This window comes from Zoogloea sp. GW822-FHT05C07 (assembly GCF_058800215.1).
In genome coordinates this window covers 2,192,455-2,213,849 of record NZ_CM179510.1, presented here as the reverse complement: position 1 = coordinate 2,213,849, position 21,395 = coordinate 2,192,455, and the positions used below count along the sequence as shown (strand labels likewise).

Genomic DNA, 21,395 nt, shown 5'->3' with positions numbered 1-21,395 from the left:
TTATGCCTCAAACACAAAAATTCTGACAGGCTCCCTCCTCGACGGCCGAGGCTGACTTAAAAATACAACCTATTGAGCGTCAGGACTAGCTACCAGTGCTTCCGTATATCCGTCGGGAGTCAGGCCGCAGCGGCTTGCTTTCCAGTGCCGAGGGATAGTGCTCAGTCAGCCTGGACGGGAATACGCATCATTGAATCAGCTCTCGACCTGTTTTTGCTGGGAGGCTGGGTACCTGTCCCCGATGATCCGAATCTTCGAAACGGCACTTTCCAACTCGCACACCTCATCCGGGGTCAGTTTCAAAGTGGCTGCCCGCAGGTTCTCGTCGAGATGCGCCAGCTTGGTTGTGCCGGGAATGGGAACAATCCGTGGCGACTTCGCCATCAGCCACGCCAGCGCCACCTGCGCAGAGGTGGCGCCCCTGGTTCGGCCAAACGAATTGAGTACCTCTACGACAGCCAGATTTGCCCTGATAGCTTCCGGCGCAAAGCGCGGCAAAATGGCGCGGTTGTCATTACCCGAGTCGAACCGGGTGTACTCGTTGATCGTGCCGCCGAGAAAGCCTCGGTTGAGCGGGCTATAGGGCACAAAGCCAATACCAAGCTCTTCCAGCACCGGAAAGACTTCCTTCTCCGGTTCACGCCACATCAGGTGATATTCGCTTTGCACGGCGGTCACGGGTTGCACCGCGTGGGCGCGGCGAATGGTCTGCGCACTGACTTCGCAAAGGCCGAACCGTTTAACCTTGCCTTGCCGGATCAATTCTTTGACCGTGCCTGCAACGTCCTCAATCGGCACGGCTGGGTCAGCTCGATGCTGATAGAAAAGATCGATGACGTCGATCCGAAGGCGCTTTAGAGACTCTTCCGCAACACGACGGATGTTCTCGGGACGGCTATCCAGCGCACCATCCACGTGTTTCCCGTCAACGATCCGGTGTCCAAACTTGGTCGTCACGCTCACCTGGTTCCGGAACGGGTGCAAGGCTTCGCCGGCCAACTCTTCATTGATCAGCGGCCCATAAACCTGGGCCGTATCGAATAGCGTGACGCCGCGGCCCACCGCCTCATGCAGCAACGAGATCAACGCTTTGCGATCCGGATGAGGGCCACGGTTGTAGTTCATGCCCATGACGCCCAAGCCCAGCGCGGAAACCTCCATACTGGAAGCACCTGAGCCCAGAGTGCGACGATGGGTGATGATGGGCAGATCCATTTCAAGAGCCCCCCATCGGAGTTGCCTTCATCTGTTCTGTTGCGTTAACGCCTTCTATCGCAGGTGGAACGCACATCACTGTGGCAATCAGCGCACCAGTATTAAAGAAGCCTCGACGGCTCGAACGATTGGAGTGATTCATCGGGGGGTATTTCCGTTAAGTGCCAACTTCGATGAGGACACAGCGCTACGCTGTTGGCCGTAGCGCGCCTGTTGAAAAGCTCTGTAAATATGCCATATGGCTCATCGCATGATGAATCCGCCGTCAACCGAGATCGACTGGCCCGTTATATAGCTTGCCGCATCGCTACAAAGGAACAAGACAGCATCCGCGATTTCTTCGGGCTGGCCATGCCGGCCCATGGGAATGCTCTTCGTCATTGCCGCGAGTGCTTCACCCTGGCCGGAGGCGACCATCTGGTCAGCCATCGGCGTCCAAATCAGCCCCGGACAAACGGCATTGATACGAATTCCGCGTGCCGCATATTCAAGGGCTGCGCTCTTGGTCAGCCCGATCACGCCGTGCTTGGCTGCGTGATAAATACCGCGCTCGGCGCCACCTACCAGTCCGCCCAGCGACGAGCAATTGACGATGGCACCGCTTCCCTGCTTGCGCATCTGTTGCAGCTCGAACTTCATGCAACTCCAGACGCCGCGGAGATTGATCGCCATGACCCGGTCGTAATCGTCGCGGGAGGAGTCGGCCGTCTCGGCAAGGATGTTTTGAACACCTGCATTGTTGTAGGCGGCATCGAGGTGCCCGAAAGTCGCGACAGTCTGTGCGAGCATCGCTTCCACTTGCGCGTCATCAGCTACATCACAACGAAGGGCGAGTGCCTGATGACCTTGGGCATTCAATTCCGCCGCAGCAGACCTTACCGACTCTTCATGCCAGTCCGCCAGTACCACCGAGGCACCCGAGGCCGCGAAGGCTTTGGCTGCTGCAAGGCCGAGGCCCGATCCTGCACCGGTAACAAGTGCGACTTTGTTTTCAAACGAAACATTCATGATGGCTTCCTTCAATTCAATCGTTGCTTCTGATGGGTTATTGACCGCGCTTCGCGAAAACATCCTTGGCGACAGGCAAGGCCGAGAAAACATTGGGCCAGCCGGCATAGAACGCCAGATGGGTGAGCGCCTCCGCGGCCTGTGGCTGCGAGAGGCCGTTGTCCATGGCCCGGTTGAGGTGATAGGCGACCTGCGCGGTCTGTCCCGAGGCGATCAGGGAACTGACCGTCACCAGGCTCCGGTCCCGCGGCGCCAGCCCTGGGCGCAACCAGATGTCGCGGAACAGAATCTCCGTGGTGTAGTGCACGACCCCTGGGGCCACCTCACCAAAATTGCTGCTGACTTGCGCTGCGCGCTGAACCTCGGCGGCTTCGTTCAGTGGAAGAAGGTCCGCTGACGCTGGCGGCAGCTGCCCGGCCTCGATTCCTCGCCGCTCGAATACGCTCTTGGCGATGGCGGCGGCCGACGTGGCATTTCCCCAGCCGGAATAGAAGGCCAGGTGCGTGATGAGTTCGGAGATTTCACCGGGCTTGACGCCATTGTCCAGCGCCAGGTTGATGTGGAAGGGCAGCTCGATGGCGTGGTTGCGCGCTATCAGCACCGAGAGCGTCACCAGGCTACGGTCTCGCGGGGACAAACCGGGGCGCTTCCAGAGCTCGTTCAGAACTGTCGTACTCGTATGGTGAGCCAAGGCAGGCGCAACCAGACGGAGTTCCTCAAGCGTCAGTGCAATGGGCGCTTGGGCAGGGGCTTGCGCGACCGCTGCCATTCCAGTTTGGGCGCATGCGGACAGCGACAACGAAGCCGATGCAAGCATTGCCGTGAGGGGCTTCATTGCGGCTAGCCATTGCCTTGTCGTTACGAGCATCGATCGAACGGTGTTTGAGGGTTTATTTGAGGTATTGCTCATCGCTGACCTTCTCCTTCCATTCGACGTTTTTCCCATCCAGCGTTTCCTGGATCGCGATATGCGACATGCTGGTGGTCGCCGTTGCGCCATGCCAGTGCTTCACGCCCGGTGGACACCAGACCACATCGCCGGGACGAATTTCCCGCTTCTCCCCATCCCATTCCTGCACCCAGCCCTTGCCGGACGTCACGATTAGAATCTGACCCAGCGGATGGGTATGCCAGGCGGAACGTGCCCCCGCGTCAAAGGTGACTTGACCACCGGAGGTACGTGACGGCGCTGTCGGGGGGAAAAGCGGATCAACGCGAACGGAGCCCGTAAAGTACTCTTCAGCCCCTTTGATCGAGGCTTGCGTGCCATTCGGCGTGATGATCATCTTTGAAGCAACCGCCCGTTCCGCATGAACGGCAGTCGAAGCCAGCAGGAGAAGCGACGTGGCCATCGCAAAGCAGGTACTAGTCATAAGATTCAGTCCGCCGTCCTGAGTGAAGCCATGTCAATCACGAAGCGGTATTTCACGTCGCTCTTGAGCATGCGGTCGTAGGCAGTATTGATGTCCTGCATGCGGATCAACTCGATATCGGACGTAATGCCGTGCTTACCGCAGAAATCGAGTATCTCCTGGGTGGCGGGAATGCCACCAATCAGCGATCCGGCGACCGCCTTGCCGCCCAGCACCATGGGCATCGAGTCGAGCGCAGGCTCCAGCGGACCGAGATACCCCACCAGTACCAGCTTGCCCTTGTAGGCCAGGGTCGGGATGTAGGGATTCAAGTCGTGCTGGTAAGGCACGGTGTCCACGATCAACTGGTAAGTGCTAGCCACCCTCGCCATCTGAAGCGCATCGGTCGAGACCACGACGTGATCCGCTCCGAGGCGCCTGGCATCGGCTTCCTTGCCCGGCGACCGGGTGAAGAGTGTTACCTCCGCGCCCAGCGCTTTCGCCAGCTTGATCGCCATGTGGCCGAGACCACCAAGACCGACCACGGCCACTTTACTGCCGGGACTAATATCTGCGTTCTTCAGCGGCGACCAAGCGGTGATGCCCGCACAGAGCAGCGGTGCCGTTGCGCTCAGTTCGAGATTGTCGGGCACGCGCACGACGAAATCCTGCTTCACCACGATCTTCTCGGCGTAGCCACCCTGGGTTGGCATGCCATCGATGCGATCGACGCTGCCATAAGTGAAGGTGGCACCTTCGCTGCAATGCTGCTCGTGGCCTTCCTCGCAAGCCGTACAGTGGCCGCAGGCGTCAACCATGCAGCCGACGCCGACCGCATCGCCGACCTTGAAACGTGTCACGTCAGCACCCACGCTCACGACGCGGCCAATGATCTCGTGGCCCGGCACGATGGGGTAGCGTGTCCATCCCCAGTCATTCTTTGCGGTGTGCAGATCCGAGTGGCACACACCGCAGTAGAGGATCTCGATCTCGACATCGTCCTTGCGGGCGCTGCGTCGGTCAATTTTGTAGAGGCCAAGTGGCGTGGTCGCAGAAACGGCTGCATACGCTTTTACCGTGCTCATGGATATCCTTTCGGGTGGCCTTCTCGGCATGGATGCTGAAGTGCGGTAACTTCACGACCGCCTTTGTGTTACTGAAGTATGGTGTTGGAGTAAGAGACACCGATAGTTCAAGCCTGCCGATTTCTTGCCTATTCGTCCGTCGGTGCGGTTGAATAGCTAAAGAGAAGCTCTGCTTTGAGCAGGTGAAGAACCCGTCGCAAAGGACATGTCATGGCAAATCAAAAGGATCAGAACTTAGAAACTGCGCTTGAGGCTCTGGCCTGCAGCATTGCCGATCTGACGGCCGGCGGATCCCCGGCGGCAAGCGCCATTCCCGGCCTGACGTTCTACCGTCACGACACGCCGACGGACCCTTTGAGCTGCCTGTATGAGCCCAGCATCTGTCTGGTTGCACAGGGAGTCAAATGCGTAACGCTGGGCGATGAGAGCTACGTCTATGACGCTAAGAACTATCTGATCTCAGCCCTGCATTTGTCCGGCCTGGTCCAGATTTTGGAGGCCAGCCACGACCGGCCTTATCTCGGATTGGTACTGAAGCTTAATCAGCGGGAAATCTCGCAACTCGTCCTGGACACCAATCTCCCTCCGCCGCGTCGCTATCCATCTCGTCGCGGCATGGCGACCGGCGAGGTTGGCCTGCCGTTGATTTCCGCGTTTCAACGGCTGGTTGATCTGCAGTCCGACAAGGAGGACATCCCGATCCTTGCACCTGTAATCCAGCGCGAGATTTTCTACCGCTTGCTCGTGGGCGAGCAAGGCGAGCGTTTGCGTCAGATGACGACGGTCGGTAGCCAGAGCTATCAGATTGCCCAGGCGATCGAGTGGTTAAAGGAAAATTTCCGGCAGCATATTTCGGTCGATGATTTAGCCGGAAAAGTACGAATGAGTACTACCACCTTTTATCACCACTTCCGAGCCATCACCGCGATCAGCCCCCTGCAATTCCAGAAACAACTCCGTCTGCAAGAAGCTCGGCGCCTAATGCTCGAAGAACGCTTCGATGCCGCCACCGCAGCATTTAATGTTGGCTACGAGAGCCCTTCGCAATTCAGCCGGGAATACACTCGCTTGTTCGGCGGGCCGCCGATGCGTGACATCGCCAATCTCAGAAGGACCATTGCCGGGGAGCGCCGAGTCGACGTGTAATTTGCCTGGTTAAATTGGCAAGCTTTCGCGCTGCCCGCATCCGACAGGGCTTAAGCTTAATAAAGCTTGAATTGCGGAGTGCAGTAGGAAGCGGCTTTCTCATTTCAATGTCGGAAATCCGTTTGTGGATTCAATCGGTCGATGCAACAGTTTGGTGAAAGCGCTCCGCTGGTGTTTCGTAGTGTAGTGTTTTCCGTGGCCGCTCGTTCAATCGTCAAGATATGTTGTTAATATATTTATGCAAAAAGCTAAGATTCCACGGTCAGCCTGACACTCATCATTTGGTCTCTCATGACTTCATTCCCAGAAATGGATTTTCAATTCTGTTTTGATGCCCGCCGAGCGGGCCGGGGAATAGGTTTTCACCCGATTCCAGGTTTCGCCTCATGCCGTACGCCCCGTATCCTGCAATTTCGCAATCCGCAGCAGGTTATAGAGGCCGCCGCCGACAGGTAGGCGGCAATCTGGGTTCTCGCTTCTCCGAGGAACCGGGTCTTTCTCATTCCTCCCACCGTCTTCAGCCAGCCGAAGATCTCCTCCACCCGCTTTCGTTTGCGTTGGCTGACCTTGTAGCCTTCGGTGCAGGTCATCCGTCCGTCGAGCCCCGGTGTCTTGCGCCCGTCAATGTGGGCGATATGCGGCTTGATCTTGTGCTCGCCGTCGGGGTCGGTGGTGCTCTGATGAGTGGCGTTGGAGCGCTTCTCGCCCTTGAAATCCACCATTCCGGTGCCGTCCCCGCCGGAATTGGGCGGCTCATCGTCGTCCTTGCGCCTGAAGCTCTTGAAGGACGCCGAGGCGTCGATCAAGGTGCCATCCATGGTGAAGTGATCGGAGGACAGCAGCCTGTCCTTGCGGGCCAGGCGTACCACCTCGTCGAAGAAGCGCCGGGCGATGTCGGTTTCTACCAGCTGCTCCGGCGGAGTCGAGGGGGGGACCGCCCTTGGCATAAAGCCCATCGAGCTCCGCCGAAATGGCCGACAGCGCCGAGTCGGCCAGCTTCTTTACCTGCAGCAATGGATGATCGGCCGGAATTCGGGACTCGACCGAGAAATAGTGAAACATCGAGGACTGGGGATCGACTTCGCCGCGGCCTCGTCGCTAGGGAAATGCCCCCGCGTCTTGATGCTCTCGATGGCATTGCTTGTGTAGATCACCCGGCGGATCGGGGGTGGAAAAGCAAAGAAGGGAATCACCCGATCCCATGCCCGACGCCAGGCGGCGACCACTGGCGGAAACTTCTCGCCCCAGGGGCTTTGGGCGAAGGCGTCGAGTTCGGCTTGCGCGGCTTCGACCCTGGATGCGGCGAACATCTCGTTCAAGCTGCTCAAGGTCGCCGCCGGCGACAAGCTGACGGTCGGGCCGATGCTGCTCGGCGCGGCCCAGCCGGTCAATATCCTCACTCCGACCGCGACTGTCCGCCGTATCGTCAACATGACGGCGCTGACCGTCGTCGATGGTCATTGACGCGCCGCTGCCTCCGGCGGTCGCCCAGCGTGCCCGCACGGTGTTCTCCGCGCTGCTGCCGCCGGAGCTGGAGGCGGGCGCGGTCTTCCACGCGGACCTGCGCGCCATGCTGCCGCACAGCCGGTTCCTGTCGCTGCACGTGCCGGGCGGCGCCGGATCGACTGGGGTGATTTCCTATCGCCCCAAGCACGTCTTCCAACTCCCGTGCTGCGTGATGTCCTCCGCCCCCGTCGGCCCTCATTTCCAACCCGCCTGCCAGCGATAGAAAAGTCTTTTGGCGACCTCCACCGTCAGGAGGTAGGCGATCACCATCGCGCCGAGCACCAGGTAGAAACTGGCCGGCGGTGGAACGAAGCCGAAATAGCGGCCGAGTGGCGTGAAGGGGAGTCCGGCGGCGCAGGCGATGACGGCCAGGGAGGTGACGATGAGCAGTGGATGGGGCCTGCTGTGCCAGGGCCTGCCGCGGGTGCGGATGATGAAGATGACCAGGACCTGGGTGAACAAGGACTCCACGAACCAGCCGGTATGGAAGAGCTGTTCGTCGGCCTTGAGGATGACCAGCAGGATGTAAAAGGTCAGAAAGTCGAACAGGGAGCTGATGGAACCGATCACCAGCATGAAATTGCGCACGAAGGCCATGTCCAGCACGCGGGGGGCGCGGACATCGACGTTGTCCACCTTGTCCAGCGGGATGGGGATTTCCGAGATGTCGTAGAGGATGTTGTTCAGCAGGATCTGCGCCGGCAGCATCGGTAGAAACGGCAGGAACAGGGCTGCGCCGGCCATGCTGAACATGTTGCCGAAATTGGAGCTGGTCCCCATCAGGATGTACTTCATGATGTTGCCGAAGGTCCGCCGTCCTTCCTGCACGGCGGTGTGCAGCACATGCAGGTCGTGGCGCATGAGGATCATGTCGGCGGCTTCCTTGGCCACGTCGACGGCGGAGTCCACGGAAAGCCCCACGTCGGCGCCATGCAGCGAGGGCGCGTCGTTGATGCCATCGCCGAGGTAGCCGACCACATGGCCGCGGGCCCTGAGGGCCCGGATGACCCGCTCCTTCTGGGCCGGATTGACGCGGCAGAACAGGTTGGCGGCCTCGACGCGGGCCTGCAGGGCGTGGTCGTCCATCCCGGCGATCTCCTGGCCGAGGAGGATCCCGTCGACCGGAATCTTCAACTCGATGCACACGTGCCGGGTCACCCGTTCGCTGTCGCCGGTGACGATCTTGATCGCCACGCCATCGTTCCTCAGCGTGGCCAGGGCCGAGGCGGCGCTGGGCTTGGGCGGGTCGAGGAAGGCCGCGAAGCCGGCCAGGATCAGCTGGCTCTCGTCATCCACCACGGCATGGGGATGATCCAGCGGCACCTCGCGCCACGCGATGCCCAGGGCCCGAAAGCCCTCGCTCTCGAGGGCGTGGTAGTGGTCCTGCACGGTGGCGCGGGCCTTCGCGTCCAGTTCCAGCGGGAGCGGGGCGTCGGCGTCCTCGTAGCGGGTACACAGCCCGACGATCTCATCCGGCGCGCCCTTGACCACCAGCCAGCGGCGGCTGCCGTCGTCGATCAGCACCGACACCCGGCGCCGCTCGAAATCGAAGGGCACTTCGTCGATCTTCTGCCAGGTGCCGGGGTCGATCTGGCCGTGGGCCAGGATGGCTTCGTCCAGCGGGCTCTTCACGCCGGTTTCGAAGAAGCTGTTGAAGTAGGCCAGTTCGAGCACCCGCTCGCTGGGCTTGCCGGCCGCATCCACGTGCCGCTCGAGGCGGATCCTGGCCTCGGTCAGGGTGCCCGTCTTGTCGGTGCACAGGATGTCCATCGAGCCCAGATCCTGGATCGCGCTGAGCCGTTTGACGATCACGTGGCGGCGGGCCATGCGCAGGGCGCCCCGCGACAGGGTCACCGAGACCACCATGGGCAGCAGTTCCGGCGTCAGGCCGACGGCCAGGGCGACCGCGAAGAGGAAAGATTCCAGCCAGGGCCGGTGGAAGAAGGCATTCACCAGCAGCACGAACATCACCATCAGCACGGTGAGCCGCATGATCAACATGCCGAAGCGTCGGGTGCCCAGCTCGAAGGAGGTCGGCGCGGCCGGCCGCGAGATGCTGTCCGCGATGTTCCCGATGGCGGTGTTCGCACCGGTGCGGGCCACCAGCACCTGCGCCGTGCCGCTGATCACCGTGGTGCCCATGAACACCGCGTTGCCCGCTTCCTGCAGGTCGTTGCCGGCGGCGGGCGTGCCCGCCCGCTTCTCGACCGGGTAGGTTTCCCCGGTGAGCAGGGCCTGCTTGACGAAGAAGTCCCGTGCCTCGATCACCCAGCCGTCGGCCGGAATCAGATCCCCGGCGGACAGCTGGATCAGGTCGCCGGGGACCAGGCTGCTCACTGCCACCTCCAGCAGCTTGCCGTCGCGTTGCACGCTCGCCTTTACCGACACTTCCTGGCGCAGCTTGTCCGCGGCGGCGCCGGCCCGGTATTCCTGGACGAAATCCAGCGTCACGCTGAGCAGGACGATGCAGGCGATGATGATGAAATCCGCCACAGCCCCGGTAAAGGCCGATACGGCGCTGGCGGCCAGCAGGATGACGACCAGGGGGTTTCTGAAGCGGGACAAATACTGGCGGAGCAGTGATGCCTCCCGGTGCTGCCGGAAGACATTGGGTCCGAATTCGACCTGGCGCGCCTTCGCCTCGGCCCCGGACAGGCCGGTGACCGGGGCTGGTGGCGTTTCCCGCCACCATGCTGAGTCAGTGTCCCTGGCATCACGCGGCATGGCGTGGTATCCCTCTTAAGGTTCTTCCGCGAGGCTCCACGATCATAGGCCAATGGATCAGGCATGGCCGAAGAGATATCCGGCTTTCAGTCAAGGGTCCGTGCTAGATTGCAGCCAGCCCCGCCACCAGGGTACGCCACGAGGGCGTGCGGCCATACCATGACAGTTGCACACTGGTCCCTCCTGATCGGCATCCTGCTGATCACCATGCTCCTGACGGGAACGCTGCTGGCGCGCCTGCCGGTGAGTGCGGCCATGGTCTATCTCGGCCTGGGTTATCTCCTCGGGCCTGGCGGCATGGGTGTCATCGAGCTCGATCCGTTCGGCCAGGCGGGGTTGCTGACCCTGATGAGCGAGGTGGCGGTGCTCATCTCCCTGTTTGCCATCGGCCTGAAGCTGGGCGTGCCCATGTTCGACCGGCGTTGGCTGGTGCCCTTGCGCCTGGCCTTTCCGGTCATGCTCATCACCGTTGGGCTGATCGCTTGCCTCGGCGTCTTCGGACTGGGTTTGTCGCTGGGGGCGGCCGTACTGCTCGGCGGCATTCTGGCCCCCACGGACCCCGTCCTGGCGGCTGGTATTCAGTCCGAATCCGGGAACAGTCCTGACCGGGTGCGCTTCAGCCTCGCTGGAGAAGGTGCCCTCAATGATGGCTCGGCCTTTCCTTTTGTCCTGCTTGGCCTCGGTCTATTGGGTCTGCACCCGCTCGGTAATGGTGGCTGGCATTGGCTGCTGGTGGACCTGCTGTGGTCGACGGCGGGTGGGTTGCTCATCGGGGCGATCCTCGGTGCGCTGATCGGCGAACTGGTTGTCTATCTGCGCACGCGGCACCAAAGTGCAGTGGGCCTGGACGAATTCCTGTCGCTCGGGCTCCTTGCGGTGTCCTACGGTGTCGCCCAGCTATGCCTGGCCTCCGGTTTTCTGGCGGTGTTTGCTGCCGGCTTTGCCATCAGCCGCGTCCGGGATGTGCCGTTGAGCGGTGAGGTGGCGCACCCCGAGCAGACAACGGTCTCTACCGGTGACCGTGCCAACTGGGCCACCCATCCCCACCATGCCAGCTCGGCCATGAATCGGGCGGTTCGGGGGTTCAACGAGCAACTGGAAAAGCTGGCGGAACTGGCGATCGTCCTCGTCATCGGAATCCTTCTTCCCACCGTTTCATCCGTGCCGGCAGCATGGTGGTTCATTCCGGTGTTGTTCCTGCTGGTCCGCCCCCTTGCCATCGTCGCTGGCATGGCCGGCGGGTCTTTCAGCAGAGCGCAGATGGGCATTGTCGGCTGGTTCGGCATTCGTGGTATCGGTTCGATCTTTTACCTGATGTTCGCCCTGGATCATGGTGTCAGCGGTCCGCTGGCCCAGGATCTGCTGAGCCTGAGCCTGCTGACGGTCACCACCTCGATCCTCGCCCATGGGATATCCGCGTTGCCGTTGATGAGCTGGTACGCGTCGCGCAAGGAGCGGGCGGGTAGGCCATGAGTGGCGATGTTGCCTGGCTGTTCGCGTTGGCTGAATCGTGGCGCATCCCCGCGTGGCTGGAGTGAGCGGGACGCAGAATTGACCGGCATCAATTCCGCGATCTGTATCGGCAGTAAACCATTTCGTCTGTTCCTTCTGCGGCCGGGCTGGTGGCGAAGAATGGCGGCTGCCGAGAAATGGGGAAAACGATGACTGCCGAGATCATGACTGCAACTGTAGCGGGACCAGGCTTCGAGGAGGCGCCGGGCGGGCGGATTCCTGGAAACAAGGGAATCTGGGTCGGAATCTGCTGCGAGTTCGTCGAATTCCTGGTCCTCTTCGTCGTCTATTTCGTCGCCCGCGCCCATTTCCCGGAGGCCTTCGAGAAAGGCGCGGAGGGCTTGTCCACCACGCTTGGCACCGTCATCACGCTGGTGATGATCAGCAGCAGCTTCTGCATCGCCTGCTCCACGGCGCTGATCCGCGCCGGGCGGCGCAGGGCCTCGATCGCCTGGCTGGTCGGTGGGCTGGTGTTGGCGCTGGGCTATCCGCTCGCCAAGAGCATCGAGATCCAGTGGAACCTGGCCCATGGCATCAATGGGCAGGCCGGCATCTTCTCGGGTGTTTATTACTACCTGACCTTCAACCACATGGTGCATGCGGTGTGGGGCATCCTCGGCATCCTGTGGGTGCTGGCGCGCCACCTGGCGGGCGGCTATTCGGCCGACGACTACAGCGGCCTGGAGGCGCTGGCCTGCTACTGGCACGCCACCGACATCATCTGGCTGGTTATCTTCTCCTTCTTCTACGTGCTGGTGTGAGCATGAACGACATGCACCGTGAATCGGCGGCCCCGCTGGCGCCGTTCGTGAAGACCTGGCTCGGCCTGCTCGCGCTGACCGGGCTGTCGCTGCTGCTGGGCCATGTCCTGCATGGCCAGGCCGGGCTGCAGTGGTTGGTCGCCGCCGTCCTGTGGCTGAAGGGCTGGCTGGTGATTCGCCATTTCATCGAGGCCGACAGCGCCCATCCGCTGATCCGCCGCGTGCTGTACGGCTTCATCACGATCACGCCGGTGCTGCTGCTGGTGACCGCCCTGTTCGGCCGCCAGCTGGCGCGGCTGACGACGCTGTAGCCGGCGCGGCCGTGCATCCGGTAACCGGAGCTTTCACGGTCTTTACACGGGCTTAAAGAAATCTAACCCGCGCCACGGCAATACTCGGGGCATTTCCCTCTGCCCCCCGGATTGCCATGAAGACCCGCTTCCTGCCCCTGCTGACGGCTTCCACCCTAGTCATTGCGTCCTGCGCACCCCTGCGTGGGCCTGGTGGCCCCGGCGGCGAGCCGCCGGGGCAGGGCGGCATGGGCCGTGGCGGCGGTGGGGCGATGGTGGTGGAGCAGATCCAGGCCCAGCTGCAGCAGACCGCCGAGGCCCTGCAACTGACGCCGCGCCAGCTGCCCCTGTGGGAGGCCTACCAGGAGAAGGTCGGCGCGCTGATGGCCGACCAGCTCAAGCTGTCGTCCTACGCGGCGGTGTCCCAGAGCGCGCCGAAGCAGGTCGCCCAGAAGGTGGAGGTGGTGCGCAATCGCCTCGCCGCGATGGAGGACATCCAGGACGCCGCCGAGAAGCTGTACGCCACCCTCGACGACACGCAGAAGAAGATCGCCGACCAGCGCCTGGCGCAGACCGTGCCGGCGCTGTATTCCGGCCTTGGCGATGCCGCTGGCGGGTCCGCCGAACGGAAGGACGGCCAGGACCAGCGCGGTGCCGGTGGCCGCGGCCGCCGTGGTGGCGGTAGCGGTGGCGGCCCGGGCAGCATGGGCGCGCCCGACGGCATGGGGGGCGGCTTCGGCCGCATGTAAGCCGCCAATAATTGCCGGATCCCGATAGCCGTCTGCCGTTTCCGGACAGGCGGCGGCCTCGTCCCGACATATCGTCCTTCCGCCCGCCCGGCCCTCCGGGTTTCAGGGCGGGCGCGTCAAGCGGACCACAACGATATGAGGAGACAAGGCATGACGGCGAATACTTTGACGGCCGTTCTGGATTCCGTACTGGACCAGGCGGTGAACCGGGCCGGCGGCGTGCCCGGCGTGGTGGCGATGGCCACCGACCGGGACGGCAATTTCTACGAAGGCTGCGCGGGGCTGCGGGAGCTGGGCGCCGAGCCGGCGATGACGCTCGATTCGGTCTTCGCGATCTTTTCCACCACCAAGGCGCTGACCGGCACCTGCGCGATGCAGCTCATCGAGGAGGGGCGCCTGTCGCTTGCCGACCCGGTGCGCAAGTACCTGCCCGAGTTCGCCGAGCTGCAGGTGCTCGACGGCTTCGACGCGGCGGGCCAGCCGCGCACGCGGCCGCCAAAGCGTGACGTGACGATCAACGACCTGTTCCTGCACACCTCCGGCCTCGGCTACGAGTTCTTCAGCCAGGACGACCTGCAGTACCGCACGGCCAACGAGATCCCGACCATCGTGTCGTGCGAGTTCCCGTCCATCCGCAGCGTGCTGCTGCACGATCCGGGCGAGCGCTGGACCTATGGCGTCAACATCGACTGGCTTGGGCTGGTGGTCGAGGCGCTGCGTGGCAAGCGCCTCGGCGAGGTGATGCAGGAGCGGATCTTCGCGCCGCTGGGCATGGCGGACATCGGCTTCACGATGTCCGAGTCCATGCGGGCGCGCCGCGTGACCATCCACGAGCGGGCCGCCAACGGCGCGCTCAGCCCGTTGCCCGAACTGGTGCTGCCGCAGCCGCCGGCGATGGACTGCGGCGGCCACGGGCTGTACGCGACGGTCGGCGAGTACATGAAGTTCATCCGCATGCTCCTCAACGACGGCGCCGGCCCCCACGGCCGCGTGCTGCGCCCTGAGACGGTGGCACTGATGACCCGCGACGGGCTCGGTTCCCTCGAATGCACCGGCTGGCCCACGTCGATCCCGTCCCTCGCCAACGCCGGCAGCTTCTTCCCCGGTGTGTCGAAGGGCTGGGCCTACACCTTCATGACCAACCGGGCGCCGACACCGTCGGGCCGCCCGGCCAATTCCCTGGCCTGGGCCGGGCTGGCCAATTCCTTCTACTGGATCGACCGCCAGACCGGCATCGGCGGCTACTGGGCGACCCAGCTGCTGCCTTTCCAGGACTGCGTGGCCTACCCGCAGTTCGTGGAGTTCGAGACGGCGGTCTATCACCACCGCTGAGACCAGAACCCCTTCCGAAAAATTGCCGGCGCGCGACAGGCGCATGCCGGAACGAGACATGGCCCGATCGGGGGCCTGTCACAGTAAGCCCCGGCGTCAGGCCGTCCCGAACGCGAGAGACGGCCGCCGCCACCCAGAGGAGATGTGGAGACATGAAACGACGTACCCCCATGGGCCGTCGCGGGCACGCTGCTGCCTGCGCCGTGGCCCTCGCCGTGCCCGGGCTGGCTTCCGCCGTGACCATCGATGCCGGCGACTACACCTACCTGCCGGCCGGCACCAGCCTGGCCGTCGGTTATTACCAGCACACCGAGGGCCGCCAGCTCTACGCCGGCGGCAAGCGGGTGGCCGACCAGGCCCGCGTCGAGGCGGACGTGGGCATCCTGCGCGGCGTGCATTACGTGGACATCGGCGGCCTCACCATGGCGCCCCAGTTCCTGCTGCCCTTCGGCCGCGTGCATACCGGTGGCGACCTGGCCGGCGTGGACGCCACCAACGGCGTCGGCGACCTGATCCTGGCGTCCACCATCCACCTGATGAAGGACCCGGAAGGCCGTCGCGCCTTCGCGGTGACGCCCTGGCTGTGGCTGCCCACCGGCCACTACGACCGCAACGCGCCGCTCAACCCCTTCGGCGAGAACCGCTGGAAGTTCGCGCTGCAGACCGGCTGGATCACGCCGCTGTCGGAGCGCTTCACGCTGGACCTGATCGCCGACGGCCAGGTCTTCGGCCGTAACGGGGACTATGGGCCCACCGGCGCGTCGCTCCGGCAGCGCCCCGCCTGGGAGCTGCAGTCCCACCTTCGCTACAATCTCGGCGCGGCCACGTGGGTGGGCGGCATGCTGTCCCAGGCGGGCGGCGGCGAGACGGAGATCGACGGCATCGCCCAGGGCGACCGCCAGCGCCGTACCAAGGCCTTGCTGAGCGTGGCGCATTTCGTGGCGCCGGGCTGGCAGGTGCTGACCTCGCTGGGGCGGGATCTGTCCGTCCGCACGGGCGTCAAGGAGGATGCGCGGCTCAACCTGCGCCTGCTGAAAGTGTTCTGAGTTCGCCCTTCGCCCCGGGAGCGCCGCCCGGGGCGGTCGCAAGGTCTTGGGAGCTGCCATGGAAAGCCTGTGTAATGCCCTCGTCGTGGACGCCGGCGGACGGCCGACCGACGCCCACCAACTGATCGCCACCCGCGACTTCGACGAGCTGGAGGCGTGGACCCGGCGCGTCTACATGCCCTATTCGGTGCGCCCCACCGGCAACATTCTGGTGCCGAGCTCCGACCTGCACGCGGTGCCCATCGGCAGCATGATCCTCAGCCGTTTCTCCTACGGCATTCCGGTCCATCTCAGCGATTTTTCGGAAGGGGCCGGTATGGGCATGGCGCTGACCACCGTGCGCGGCGCCGGCCGCCATTGGGTGGACAGCCACGATCCGGCCGAGACGGCGGCCGGCGAGAGCTTTCTCGTCGATACCAGCCGCACCGAGTACTGGGCCGATTTCGATCCGGAGCACCTGCAGGTGAACGTCACCTTTCCGCACCGCTACTTGGAAGAGCTTTACCTGCGGTGGACCGGCCAGCCGGCCCATGACGCCCTGTGGCGCCTGAAGATCCGCTTCGGCGGCGCCGGCTCGCCATGGCATGCGCTGCTCGCCTACTGCTGCCGCTGCGTGACGGAGTACCCGCGCCAGGTCAGCGAGGGGCCGCTGGGACGCCAGTTGGAGGAGATGCTCGGCACCCAGATGCTGATGGAGTGGACGCGCCGCTGGGGCGAGCTGCCGGCCCGCCCGTGCGCGCTGGCGCCGCGCTACGTGCGCCAGGCCGAGCAGTACATGCGCGAGCATGCCCGCGAGGCGCCGACCCTGAGCGCGGTGGCGGCGGCGGTAGGGATCAGCGTGCGGGCGCTCAGCGGTGCGTTCCGGGAGTTCCGCCGCACCACGCCGATGGCTTTCCTGCGGGAGGCGCGCCTGCAGGGTGTGCGTCAGGCCTTGCTGGCGGCGCCGCCGGAGAGCACCGTCGCGGCGATTGCGGAGCAGTGGGGCTACTACAGCCTCGGCGTCTTCGCGGCGCGCTACCGGGCGCGCTTTGCCGAGAACCCGTCGGACAGCCTGCGGCGGGTGGGGCGCTGATACGGCGGCGCCGCGATGGACTAAAAACCACAATCACGGTGTGGTTTATTACAAAGCGGCACGTTCGTGTCTGCCACAAAACAGTGGAGCGCACTCAAATAGTTGATATAACAAAACTTGTATAACTGGTACGGAACGTGCAGGCCATGGCGTCCTGCTTCCCGCAGGTCGTCCGGCGACAGAACCGGTGCCGCGGAGGCATGTGCTGATCGCCTTGTGATTCACTGAAGAAAGGATTCGCCTCATGTTCCGCCGTTTTGTCAGCCTCGCGCTCGCCCTGCTGGGTGCGTTCGCGGCTACCACCGCCTTCGCCGGTCCCGACTGGTACCTGATCGAACATGGCCGCCAGCTGAAGCGCGCCGCCCTCGCCAGCGGCGAGGCCCAGGTAGCCGTCCAGCCGGTCGGCTACGGCCCGCGCGCCCAGCCGGTGGCGGCCAACCGCAGCATCGAGCAGGCTCCGGCCGTCGCCGTGCCCACCAAGCTGGCCTGCGGCCAGACCACGGCGGCCAAGGGCTGCTGACGCGTCGCTGCCGCCGGCAGCCCGCTTCTATCGGCCATCCCGGGCTCACAGGCCCGTGATGGCCGATCTGCTTTTTTAGGCGTGGGGATTTCAGGCGATGCCTGCGAATGGATGGACGCGCCCTTATGGAAGGCGGTGCGCGAGGTCTGCGTGAAGGCTGGCCATGAAGCGTTCGACGGCGTGCGTATAGGCGTTGTCGAGGCCCAGCTGGCTGTTGATGTCCCCGTGGGACAGGTCTTCGCCGAGTACCTGGACCTGCATGCCCAGCCCGTCCGCGCGGGCGGCGAGGCGCCGGGCCTGGTCGCAGGAGTCCTCCCGCCGCGTCGAGCACACCGCCAGCAGCGGCGCAGCGCCCGGTGTCAGCGCGTGGTAGGGCGACAGCGCACGCCAGTAGGACGGGTCGGTGCCGAAGGGGCGGTCGTAGAGGCGCAGGTGGCGCTGGTTCATGATCGCCTCCACGTCCATCGCGGCGCTGTCCAGCGCCACCGTGCCGAGCACCGGCAGCGGTGGCGGCGTGAAGCGGGCCGCCGGCGAGACGGCCAGCAGCGCCGCCAGGTGGGCGCCGGCCGAGTGGCCCATCAGCACGAAACGCTGCGGGTCGCCGCCCCAGGCCACGGCCTTCTGCTGGGCCATTGCCAGGGCCCGCGCCACGTCGCGCAGCTGCACGTCGACGGCGGCCTGCGGCAGCATGCGGTAGTTGATCGAGATGAAGACGATGCCGCGGGCTACCCAGCGCGCCACCTTGGCATCCACGACGCGCTCCATCGCCTTGTCGCCGATGGCCCAGGCGCCGCCATGGACCATCAGGATCACCGGTGCGTTGTGGGCCTCGGCCGGGATGTACACGTCCATCGTCTGGGCCGGGTCGGCGCCGTAGGCGACGTCGGCCAGCTTGCGGGCGCCGGCCGGCAGGCCGTGGCCGGCGTCCTCGTCGGCGGCGCCGAGGCGGGCCGCCCGCCGTTCGCGCAGGCGGTCGAGGAGGGGGCCGGCATGGACGGCGGAAGCGGCCGCGGCGAGGCCGAGGGCGGTGAGCAGGTAGCGCCGGCGGGCGAGGGATAACGGATTGTTCATGGGACCTCCTGTTGTCGGCCTGGTGCGCTTTGCTACGGCTGTCTCCGCTTAAGCCGCGTTGCCCGTGGCCAACATGCCCTCGATGCGTTCGTAGAGTTCCTGGGCCTTGATCGGCTTGGTCAGGTAGTCGTCCATGCCGGCGTCGAGGCAGCGTTCCCGGTCGCCGTTCATCGCGTTGGCGGTCATCGCGATGATCGGCACCCGTGGCTGTCCGGCCGCCTGTTCCAGGCTGCGGATCCGGCGCGTGGCCTCGAGGCCGTCGAGCACCGGCATCTGCATGTCCATCAGGATCACGTCGAAATGGCCGGCGCCGACCATGTCCACCGCGTCGGCGCCGTTCTCGGCCAGGCTCACTGCGTAGCCGCGCTTCTGCAGCAGGACCTGCGCGAGGCGCTGGTTGACCGGGTTGTCCTCGACGAGCAGGACCCGCGCGCCGCTGGCGGATGCCTCTGCCGGCAGCGCGGACGCCGCGTTGGCCGGTGCGGCGGCAGCGGCCGCCACCGCCGTCCGGCAGGGCAGGGTGAAGTGGAAGGTCGAGCCCTCGCCCGGTGCGCTGTCCACCCAGATGCGGCCGCCCATCAGCGCGATCAGGCGGCTGCAGATCGACAGGCCCAGGCCGGTACCGCCGAACTTGCGGGTGATCGACGTATCTTCCTGGGAGAAGGCGTCGAAGATGTGTTCCTGGGCCGCCGCCGCGATGCCGATGCCGGTGTCGCACACCGAGAACAGCAGTTCCCGGTCGTCGCCGCGGCGGACTTTCACCGCCACCTCGCCGGCCTCGGTGAACTTCACCGCATTGCTGAGCAGGTTGATGAGTACCTGGCGGATGCGCACCGGGTCGCCGCCGAGCATTGGTGGCACGTCGTCGGCCACCTGGCAGCGTACCTGCAGGCCCTTTTCCTCGCCTTGCAGGATCACCGGGCGCAATGCGTCCTGCAGCAGTCCACGCAGGTCGAAGTCGATGTGCTCGATGGCCAGTTTGCCGGCCTCGATCTTCGAGAAGTCGAGGATGTCGTTGATGATGGTCAGCAGCGCGCCGGCGGAGGAGCTGACGATGTTCAGGTAGTCCCGCTGCTCGGCGTTGAGTTCGGTGTCGAGGGCCAGTTCGGTCATGCCGATGATGCCGTTCATCGGCGTGCGGATCTCGTGGCTCATGTTGGCCAGGAAGTCGCTCTTTGCCCGGTTGGCTGCTTCGGCGGCGTCGCGGGCCTGTTCGAGCGCGACGCGGCTGGCTTCCCGTTCGGCGACCAGCCGGCCGATGGCGGCAGTGACCGCCTCGATATCCTCGTCCGACGGCGTGCTCGGCACCGGGCTGGGCAGGGCCTGCATGCCGGCCAGCACCTCGCGCAGGGAGGCCAGCGCCTTTTCGCGTTGGGCGAGTTCCTGCCGCAGGCGGGCGGCGGTCTGGTTGAGCACGTCGAACATCGGGCGGAATTCGAGCGGCAGGTCGGCCAGCAGCTCCGCCTCGTCCTGGGGCACGCGCGCTTCGTGCCGGCTTTCGTCGAAGCCCTTGACGCGGCCCAGGCTGCCCAGCCATAGCTTGAGCGGGAACCAGATCAGCACGAGGCCGCCGCTGAAGCCCAGCAGGGTCAGCAGCAACGCCGTACGGAACAGTTTCCACAGCCCGCCGGCGATCATTTCCGAGTCGAATTCCAGGCGCAGTACGCCGTAGTCGCGGCCGCCGGCCGAGATGTTGCGATTGACCTCGTAGAGGTCGGCGGCAACGCGTTTGCGCAGCCAGTCCGGCGGTACGACCGGCGGCTTTTCCTGGTTGACGCTGTGCAGGCCCCCGCCGGCCAGGTCGATGAAGGTGGCGGAGGCGAACTGGGAGCCGAGGATGGATTTGTCGAGGGTGCGCTGGATGGTGTCGTAATCGCCGATCACCGCGCTGTCGGTGATGGTCTGGGCGGTCACCTCGATCAGCATGGTGGCCGACTGCTGGGCGGTTTCCAGTTCCTGGGCGAACTGGTACTGGTAGAACAGCGCCAGGCCGCCGCCGATGAAGAACAGCAGCGCGGCCGAATACAGCGCGTAGATGCGTGTGACCAGTGACTGCGGCAGCAGTCTCGAGAGCTTGCCCATGGGCCGGGGCCTCTATGCGTCAGCGCAGGGCGGCGGGTGCGCTCTGGTAGAACTTGCGATACGACGCATAGTCTGCGCCGCTGGCGGAGATGAAGTAGGCGTCGCTGCCGAGGCCGACTTCCTGGGACGCGCGGTGCAGGATCTCCTGGCCGCGCGGGTCCTTGTGCATGCCGAGGAAGGCCGCCGAGACGGCCTTCAGGTCCTTGTCAGGCACCCGGCCGGAGACCATCAGCGCCAGGTCGTGGTAGGGCTCGGACGTCCACAGCACGCGGAACTTCTTGCCTTCCCGGTTGGCGTAGCCCTCCACCAGCATGGAGTTGCTGCCCACCGCCTTGGCCTTGCCGGCGAACAGCTGGGCCATCGCGGCGTTCTGGTTACCGCCGAAGACGGCCTTCACATCCACGTTCCGGGACAGCAGGTAGGCGTAGGGCACCTTGTAACCGATGAAAGCTTCGGGGCCGGCGAAGGCGACTTCCTGGCCCTTCAGGTCCTCGACGCGAGTGATCGGCGAGTCGGCTGGCACGACGATCTGGCCGCGCAGCGGCGGTGCGTTGCGACGCCCGAAGACTTTCCAGCCCAGGGATTCCCGTTCGGGGCTGAACAGGTGGTTGGTGAACACGAACTCCACTTCCTGGGCCAGCACATAGCTGGTGGTGTCGGCCGAGGTGCGGCCAATCTTGAGCTGCAGCCTGACCCCGCTTTTTTCGGAGACGTACTGGATGATCGGGTTCCAGTAGGCGGCCGTCTTGTTGATGTCCCACTGGTTGACCGGCGAGAAGCGGTAAACCGTCTCCTCCGCATGGGCGGTGGCGATGCCCAGGGCCAGGGCGAAAACGGCGGCGAGGCGCACGAGCATGTCGGATCTCAGCAAAAGGAAGCGTCGCCGATTATAGACATTCAATCCCGGCGCTGCCTTGGTGCGCC

19 protein-coding genes and 3 pseudogenes are annotated in these 21,395 nt (G+C 64.4%); 11 read left to right on the top strand and 11 right to left on the bottom strand.

Annotated elements, in window-relative coordinates:
• Positions 1-195 precede the first annotated feature (195 nt).
• From AC3QL2_RS10435 to AC3QL2_RS10415, 5 genes are all read right to left on the bottom strand, one after another.
• The gene (locus AC3QL2_RS10435) at positions 196-1,215 is read right to left on the bottom strand and encodes an aldo/keto reductase (protein WP_493233542.1); all 1,020 of its coding nucleotides are present in this window, start codon (positions 1,213-1,215) and stop codon (positions 196-198) included.
• Between the two features lie 243 nt (positions 1,216-1,458).
• Positions 1,459-2,238 (bottom strand): glucose 1-dehydrogenase, encoded by a 780-nt coding sequence (locus AC3QL2_RS10430; RefSeq protein ID WP_493233540.1) that lies wholly within the window; start codon positions 2,236-2,238, stop codon positions 1,459-1,461.
• 22 nt (positions 2,239-2,260) lie between these two features.
• Positions 2,261-3,133, bottom strand: coding sequence for a carboxymuconolactone decarboxylase family protein (locus tag AC3QL2_RS10425; protein WP_493233538.1), 873 nt, complete (start codon positions 3,131-3,133; stop codon positions 2,261-2,263).
• Positions 3,114-3,596, bottom strand: coding sequence for a (R)-mandelonitrile lyase (locus AC3QL2_RS10420; RefSeq protein WP_493233536.1), 483 nt, complete (start codon positions 3,594-3,596; stop codon positions 3,114-3,116). Before AC3QL2_RS10420 ends, AC3QL2_RS10425 begins: the two co-directional genes overlap by 20 nt.
• A gap of 5 nt (positions 3,597-3,601) precedes the next feature.
• Positions 3,602-4,660: an NAD(P)-dependent alcohol dehydrogenase gene (locus tag AC3QL2_RS10415; RefSeq protein ID WP_493233534.1), complete on the bottom strand. Its 1,059-nt coding sequence runs from the start codon at positions 4,658-4,660 to the stop codon at positions 3,602-3,604.
• 210 nt (positions 4,661-4,870) lie between these two features.
• On the opposite strand from AC3QL2_RS10415, the gene AC3QL2_RS10410 reads away from it, so the two are divergent.
• Positions 4,871-5,806, top strand: coding sequence for an AraC family transcriptional regulator (locus AC3QL2_RS10410; protein WP_493233532.1), 936 nt, complete (start codon positions 4,871-4,873; stop codon positions 5,804-5,806).
• 384 nt (positions 5,807-6,190) lie between these two features.
• Here AC3QL2_RS10410 and AC3QL2_RS10405 read toward each other — a convergent pair.
• Positions 6,191-6,868 (bottom strand): annotated as a pseudogene (locus AC3QL2_RS10405) (transposase).
• Positions 6,869-6,879: 11 nt separating this feature from the next.
• Positions 6,880-7,101 (bottom strand): annotated as a pseudogene (locus tag AC3QL2_RS10400) (transposase); the annotation flags it as partial.
• On the opposite strand from AC3QL2_RS10400, the pseudogene AC3QL2_RS10395 reads away from it, so the two are divergent.
• Both AC3QL2_RS10395 and AC3QL2_RS10390 read left to right on the top strand, forming a co-directional pair.
• Positions 7,097-7,270 (top strand): annotated as a pseudogene (locus tag AC3QL2_RS10395) (phosphate acyltransferase); the annotation flags it as partial. The pseudogenes AC3QL2_RS10400 and AC3QL2_RS10395 sit on opposite strands and share 5 nt — an antisense overlap.
• Positions 7,260-7,535: a hypothetical protein gene (locus AC3QL2_RS10390; protein WP_493233530.1), complete on the top strand. Its 276-nt coding sequence runs from the start codon at positions 7,260-7,262 to the stop codon at positions 7,533-7,535. The pseudogene AC3QL2_RS10395 and the gene AC3QL2_RS10390, both read left to right, overlap by 11 nt.
• On the opposite strand, the gene mgtA is transcribed toward AC3QL2_RS10390, so the two are convergent.
• Complete coding sequence (gene mgtA, locus AC3QL2_RS10385; protein WP_493233529.1) at positions 7,508-10,036, bottom strand: magnesium-translocating P-type ATPase; 2,529 nt, start codon at positions 10,034-10,036, stop codon at positions 7,508-7,510. The genes AC3QL2_RS10390 and mgtA overlap by 28 nt on opposite strands.
• A gap of 159 nt (positions 10,037-10,195) precedes the next feature.
• On the opposite strand from mgtA, the gene AC3QL2_RS10380 reads away from it, so the two are divergent.
• The 8 genes from AC3QL2_RS10380 (at position 10,196) to AC3QL2_RS10345 (ending at position 17,318) form a co-directional block, all read left to right on the top strand.
• Complete coding sequence (locus AC3QL2_RS10380; protein ID WP_493233527.1) at positions 10,196-11,509, top strand: cation:proton antiporter; 1,314 nt, start codon at positions 10,196-10,198, stop codon at positions 11,507-11,509.
• 188 nt (positions 11,510-11,697) lie between these two features.
• Complete coding sequence (locus AC3QL2_RS10375; protein WP_493233525.1) at positions 11,698-12,309, top strand: cytochrome c oxidase subunit 3 family protein; 612 nt, start codon at positions 11,698-11,700, stop codon at positions 12,307-12,309.
• Positions 12,310-12,311: 2 nt separating this feature from the next.
• On the top strand, positions 12,312-12,620 hold the full coding sequence (locus AC3QL2_RS10370) for a hypothetical protein (protein WP_493233523.1): 309 nt from the start codon (positions 12,312-12,314) through the stop codon (positions 12,618-12,620).
• 116 nt (positions 12,621-12,736) lie between these two features.
• The gene (locus tag AC3QL2_RS10365) at positions 12,737-13,348 is read left to right on the top strand and encodes a Spy/CpxP family protein refolding chaperone (RefSeq protein ID WP_493233522.1); all 612 of its coding nucleotides are present in this window, start codon (positions 12,737-12,739) and stop codon (positions 13,346-13,348) included.
• Between the two features lie 150 nt (positions 13,349-13,498).
• On the top strand, positions 13,499-14,680 hold the full coding sequence (locus AC3QL2_RS10360; protein WP_493233520.1) for a serine hydrolase domain-containing protein: 1,182 nt from the start codon (positions 13,499-13,501) through the stop codon (positions 14,678-14,680).
• 152 nt (positions 14,681-14,832) lie between these two features.
• Positions 14,833-15,726 carry a transporter gene (locus tag AC3QL2_RS10355; RefSeq protein WP_493233518.1) on the top strand — a complete coding sequence of 298 codons (894 nt, stop codon included), beginning with the start codon at positions 14,833-14,835 and terminating at the stop codon, positions 15,724-15,726.
• Between the two features lie 58 nt (positions 15,727-15,784).
• On the top strand, positions 15,785-16,798 hold the full coding sequence (locus AC3QL2_RS10350) for a helix-turn-helix transcriptional regulator (RefSeq protein ID WP_493233517.1): 1,014 nt from the start codon (positions 15,785-15,787) through the stop codon (positions 16,796-16,798).
• 244 nt (positions 16,799-17,042) lie between these two features.
• The gene (locus tag AC3QL2_RS10345; protein ID WP_493233515.1) at positions 17,043-17,318 is read left to right on the top strand and encodes a hypothetical protein; all 276 of its coding nucleotides are present in this window, start codon (positions 17,043-17,045) and stop codon (positions 17,316-17,318) included.
• Between the two features lie 123 nt (positions 17,319-17,441).
• Here AC3QL2_RS10345 and AC3QL2_RS10340 read toward each other — a convergent pair whose 3' ends face one another.
• Genes AC3QL2_RS10340 through AC3QL2_RS10330 form a run of 3 tightly spaced genes read right to left on the bottom strand, consistent with a single transcriptional unit; the run spans position 17,442 to position 21,327 of the window.
• Positions 17,442-18,389, bottom strand: a complete 948-nt coding sequence (locus AC3QL2_RS10340) for an alpha/beta hydrolase (RefSeq protein ID WP_493233514.1) — start codon at positions 18,387-18,389, stop codon at positions 17,442-17,444.
• 48 nt (positions 18,390-18,437) lie between these two features.
• Complete coding sequence (locus AC3QL2_RS10335) at positions 18,438-20,471, bottom strand: ATP-binding protein (RefSeq protein ID WP_493233512.1); 2,034 nt, start codon at positions 20,469-20,471, stop codon at positions 18,438-18,440.
• A gap of 19 nt (positions 20,472-20,490) precedes the next feature.
• On the bottom strand, positions 20,491-21,327 hold the full coding sequence (locus tag AC3QL2_RS10330; RefSeq protein WP_493233510.1) for a phosphate/phosphite/phosphonate ABC transporter substrate-binding protein: 837 nt from the start codon (positions 21,325-21,327) through the stop codon (positions 20,491-20,493).
• Positions 21,328-21,395 lie beyond the last annotated feature (68 nt).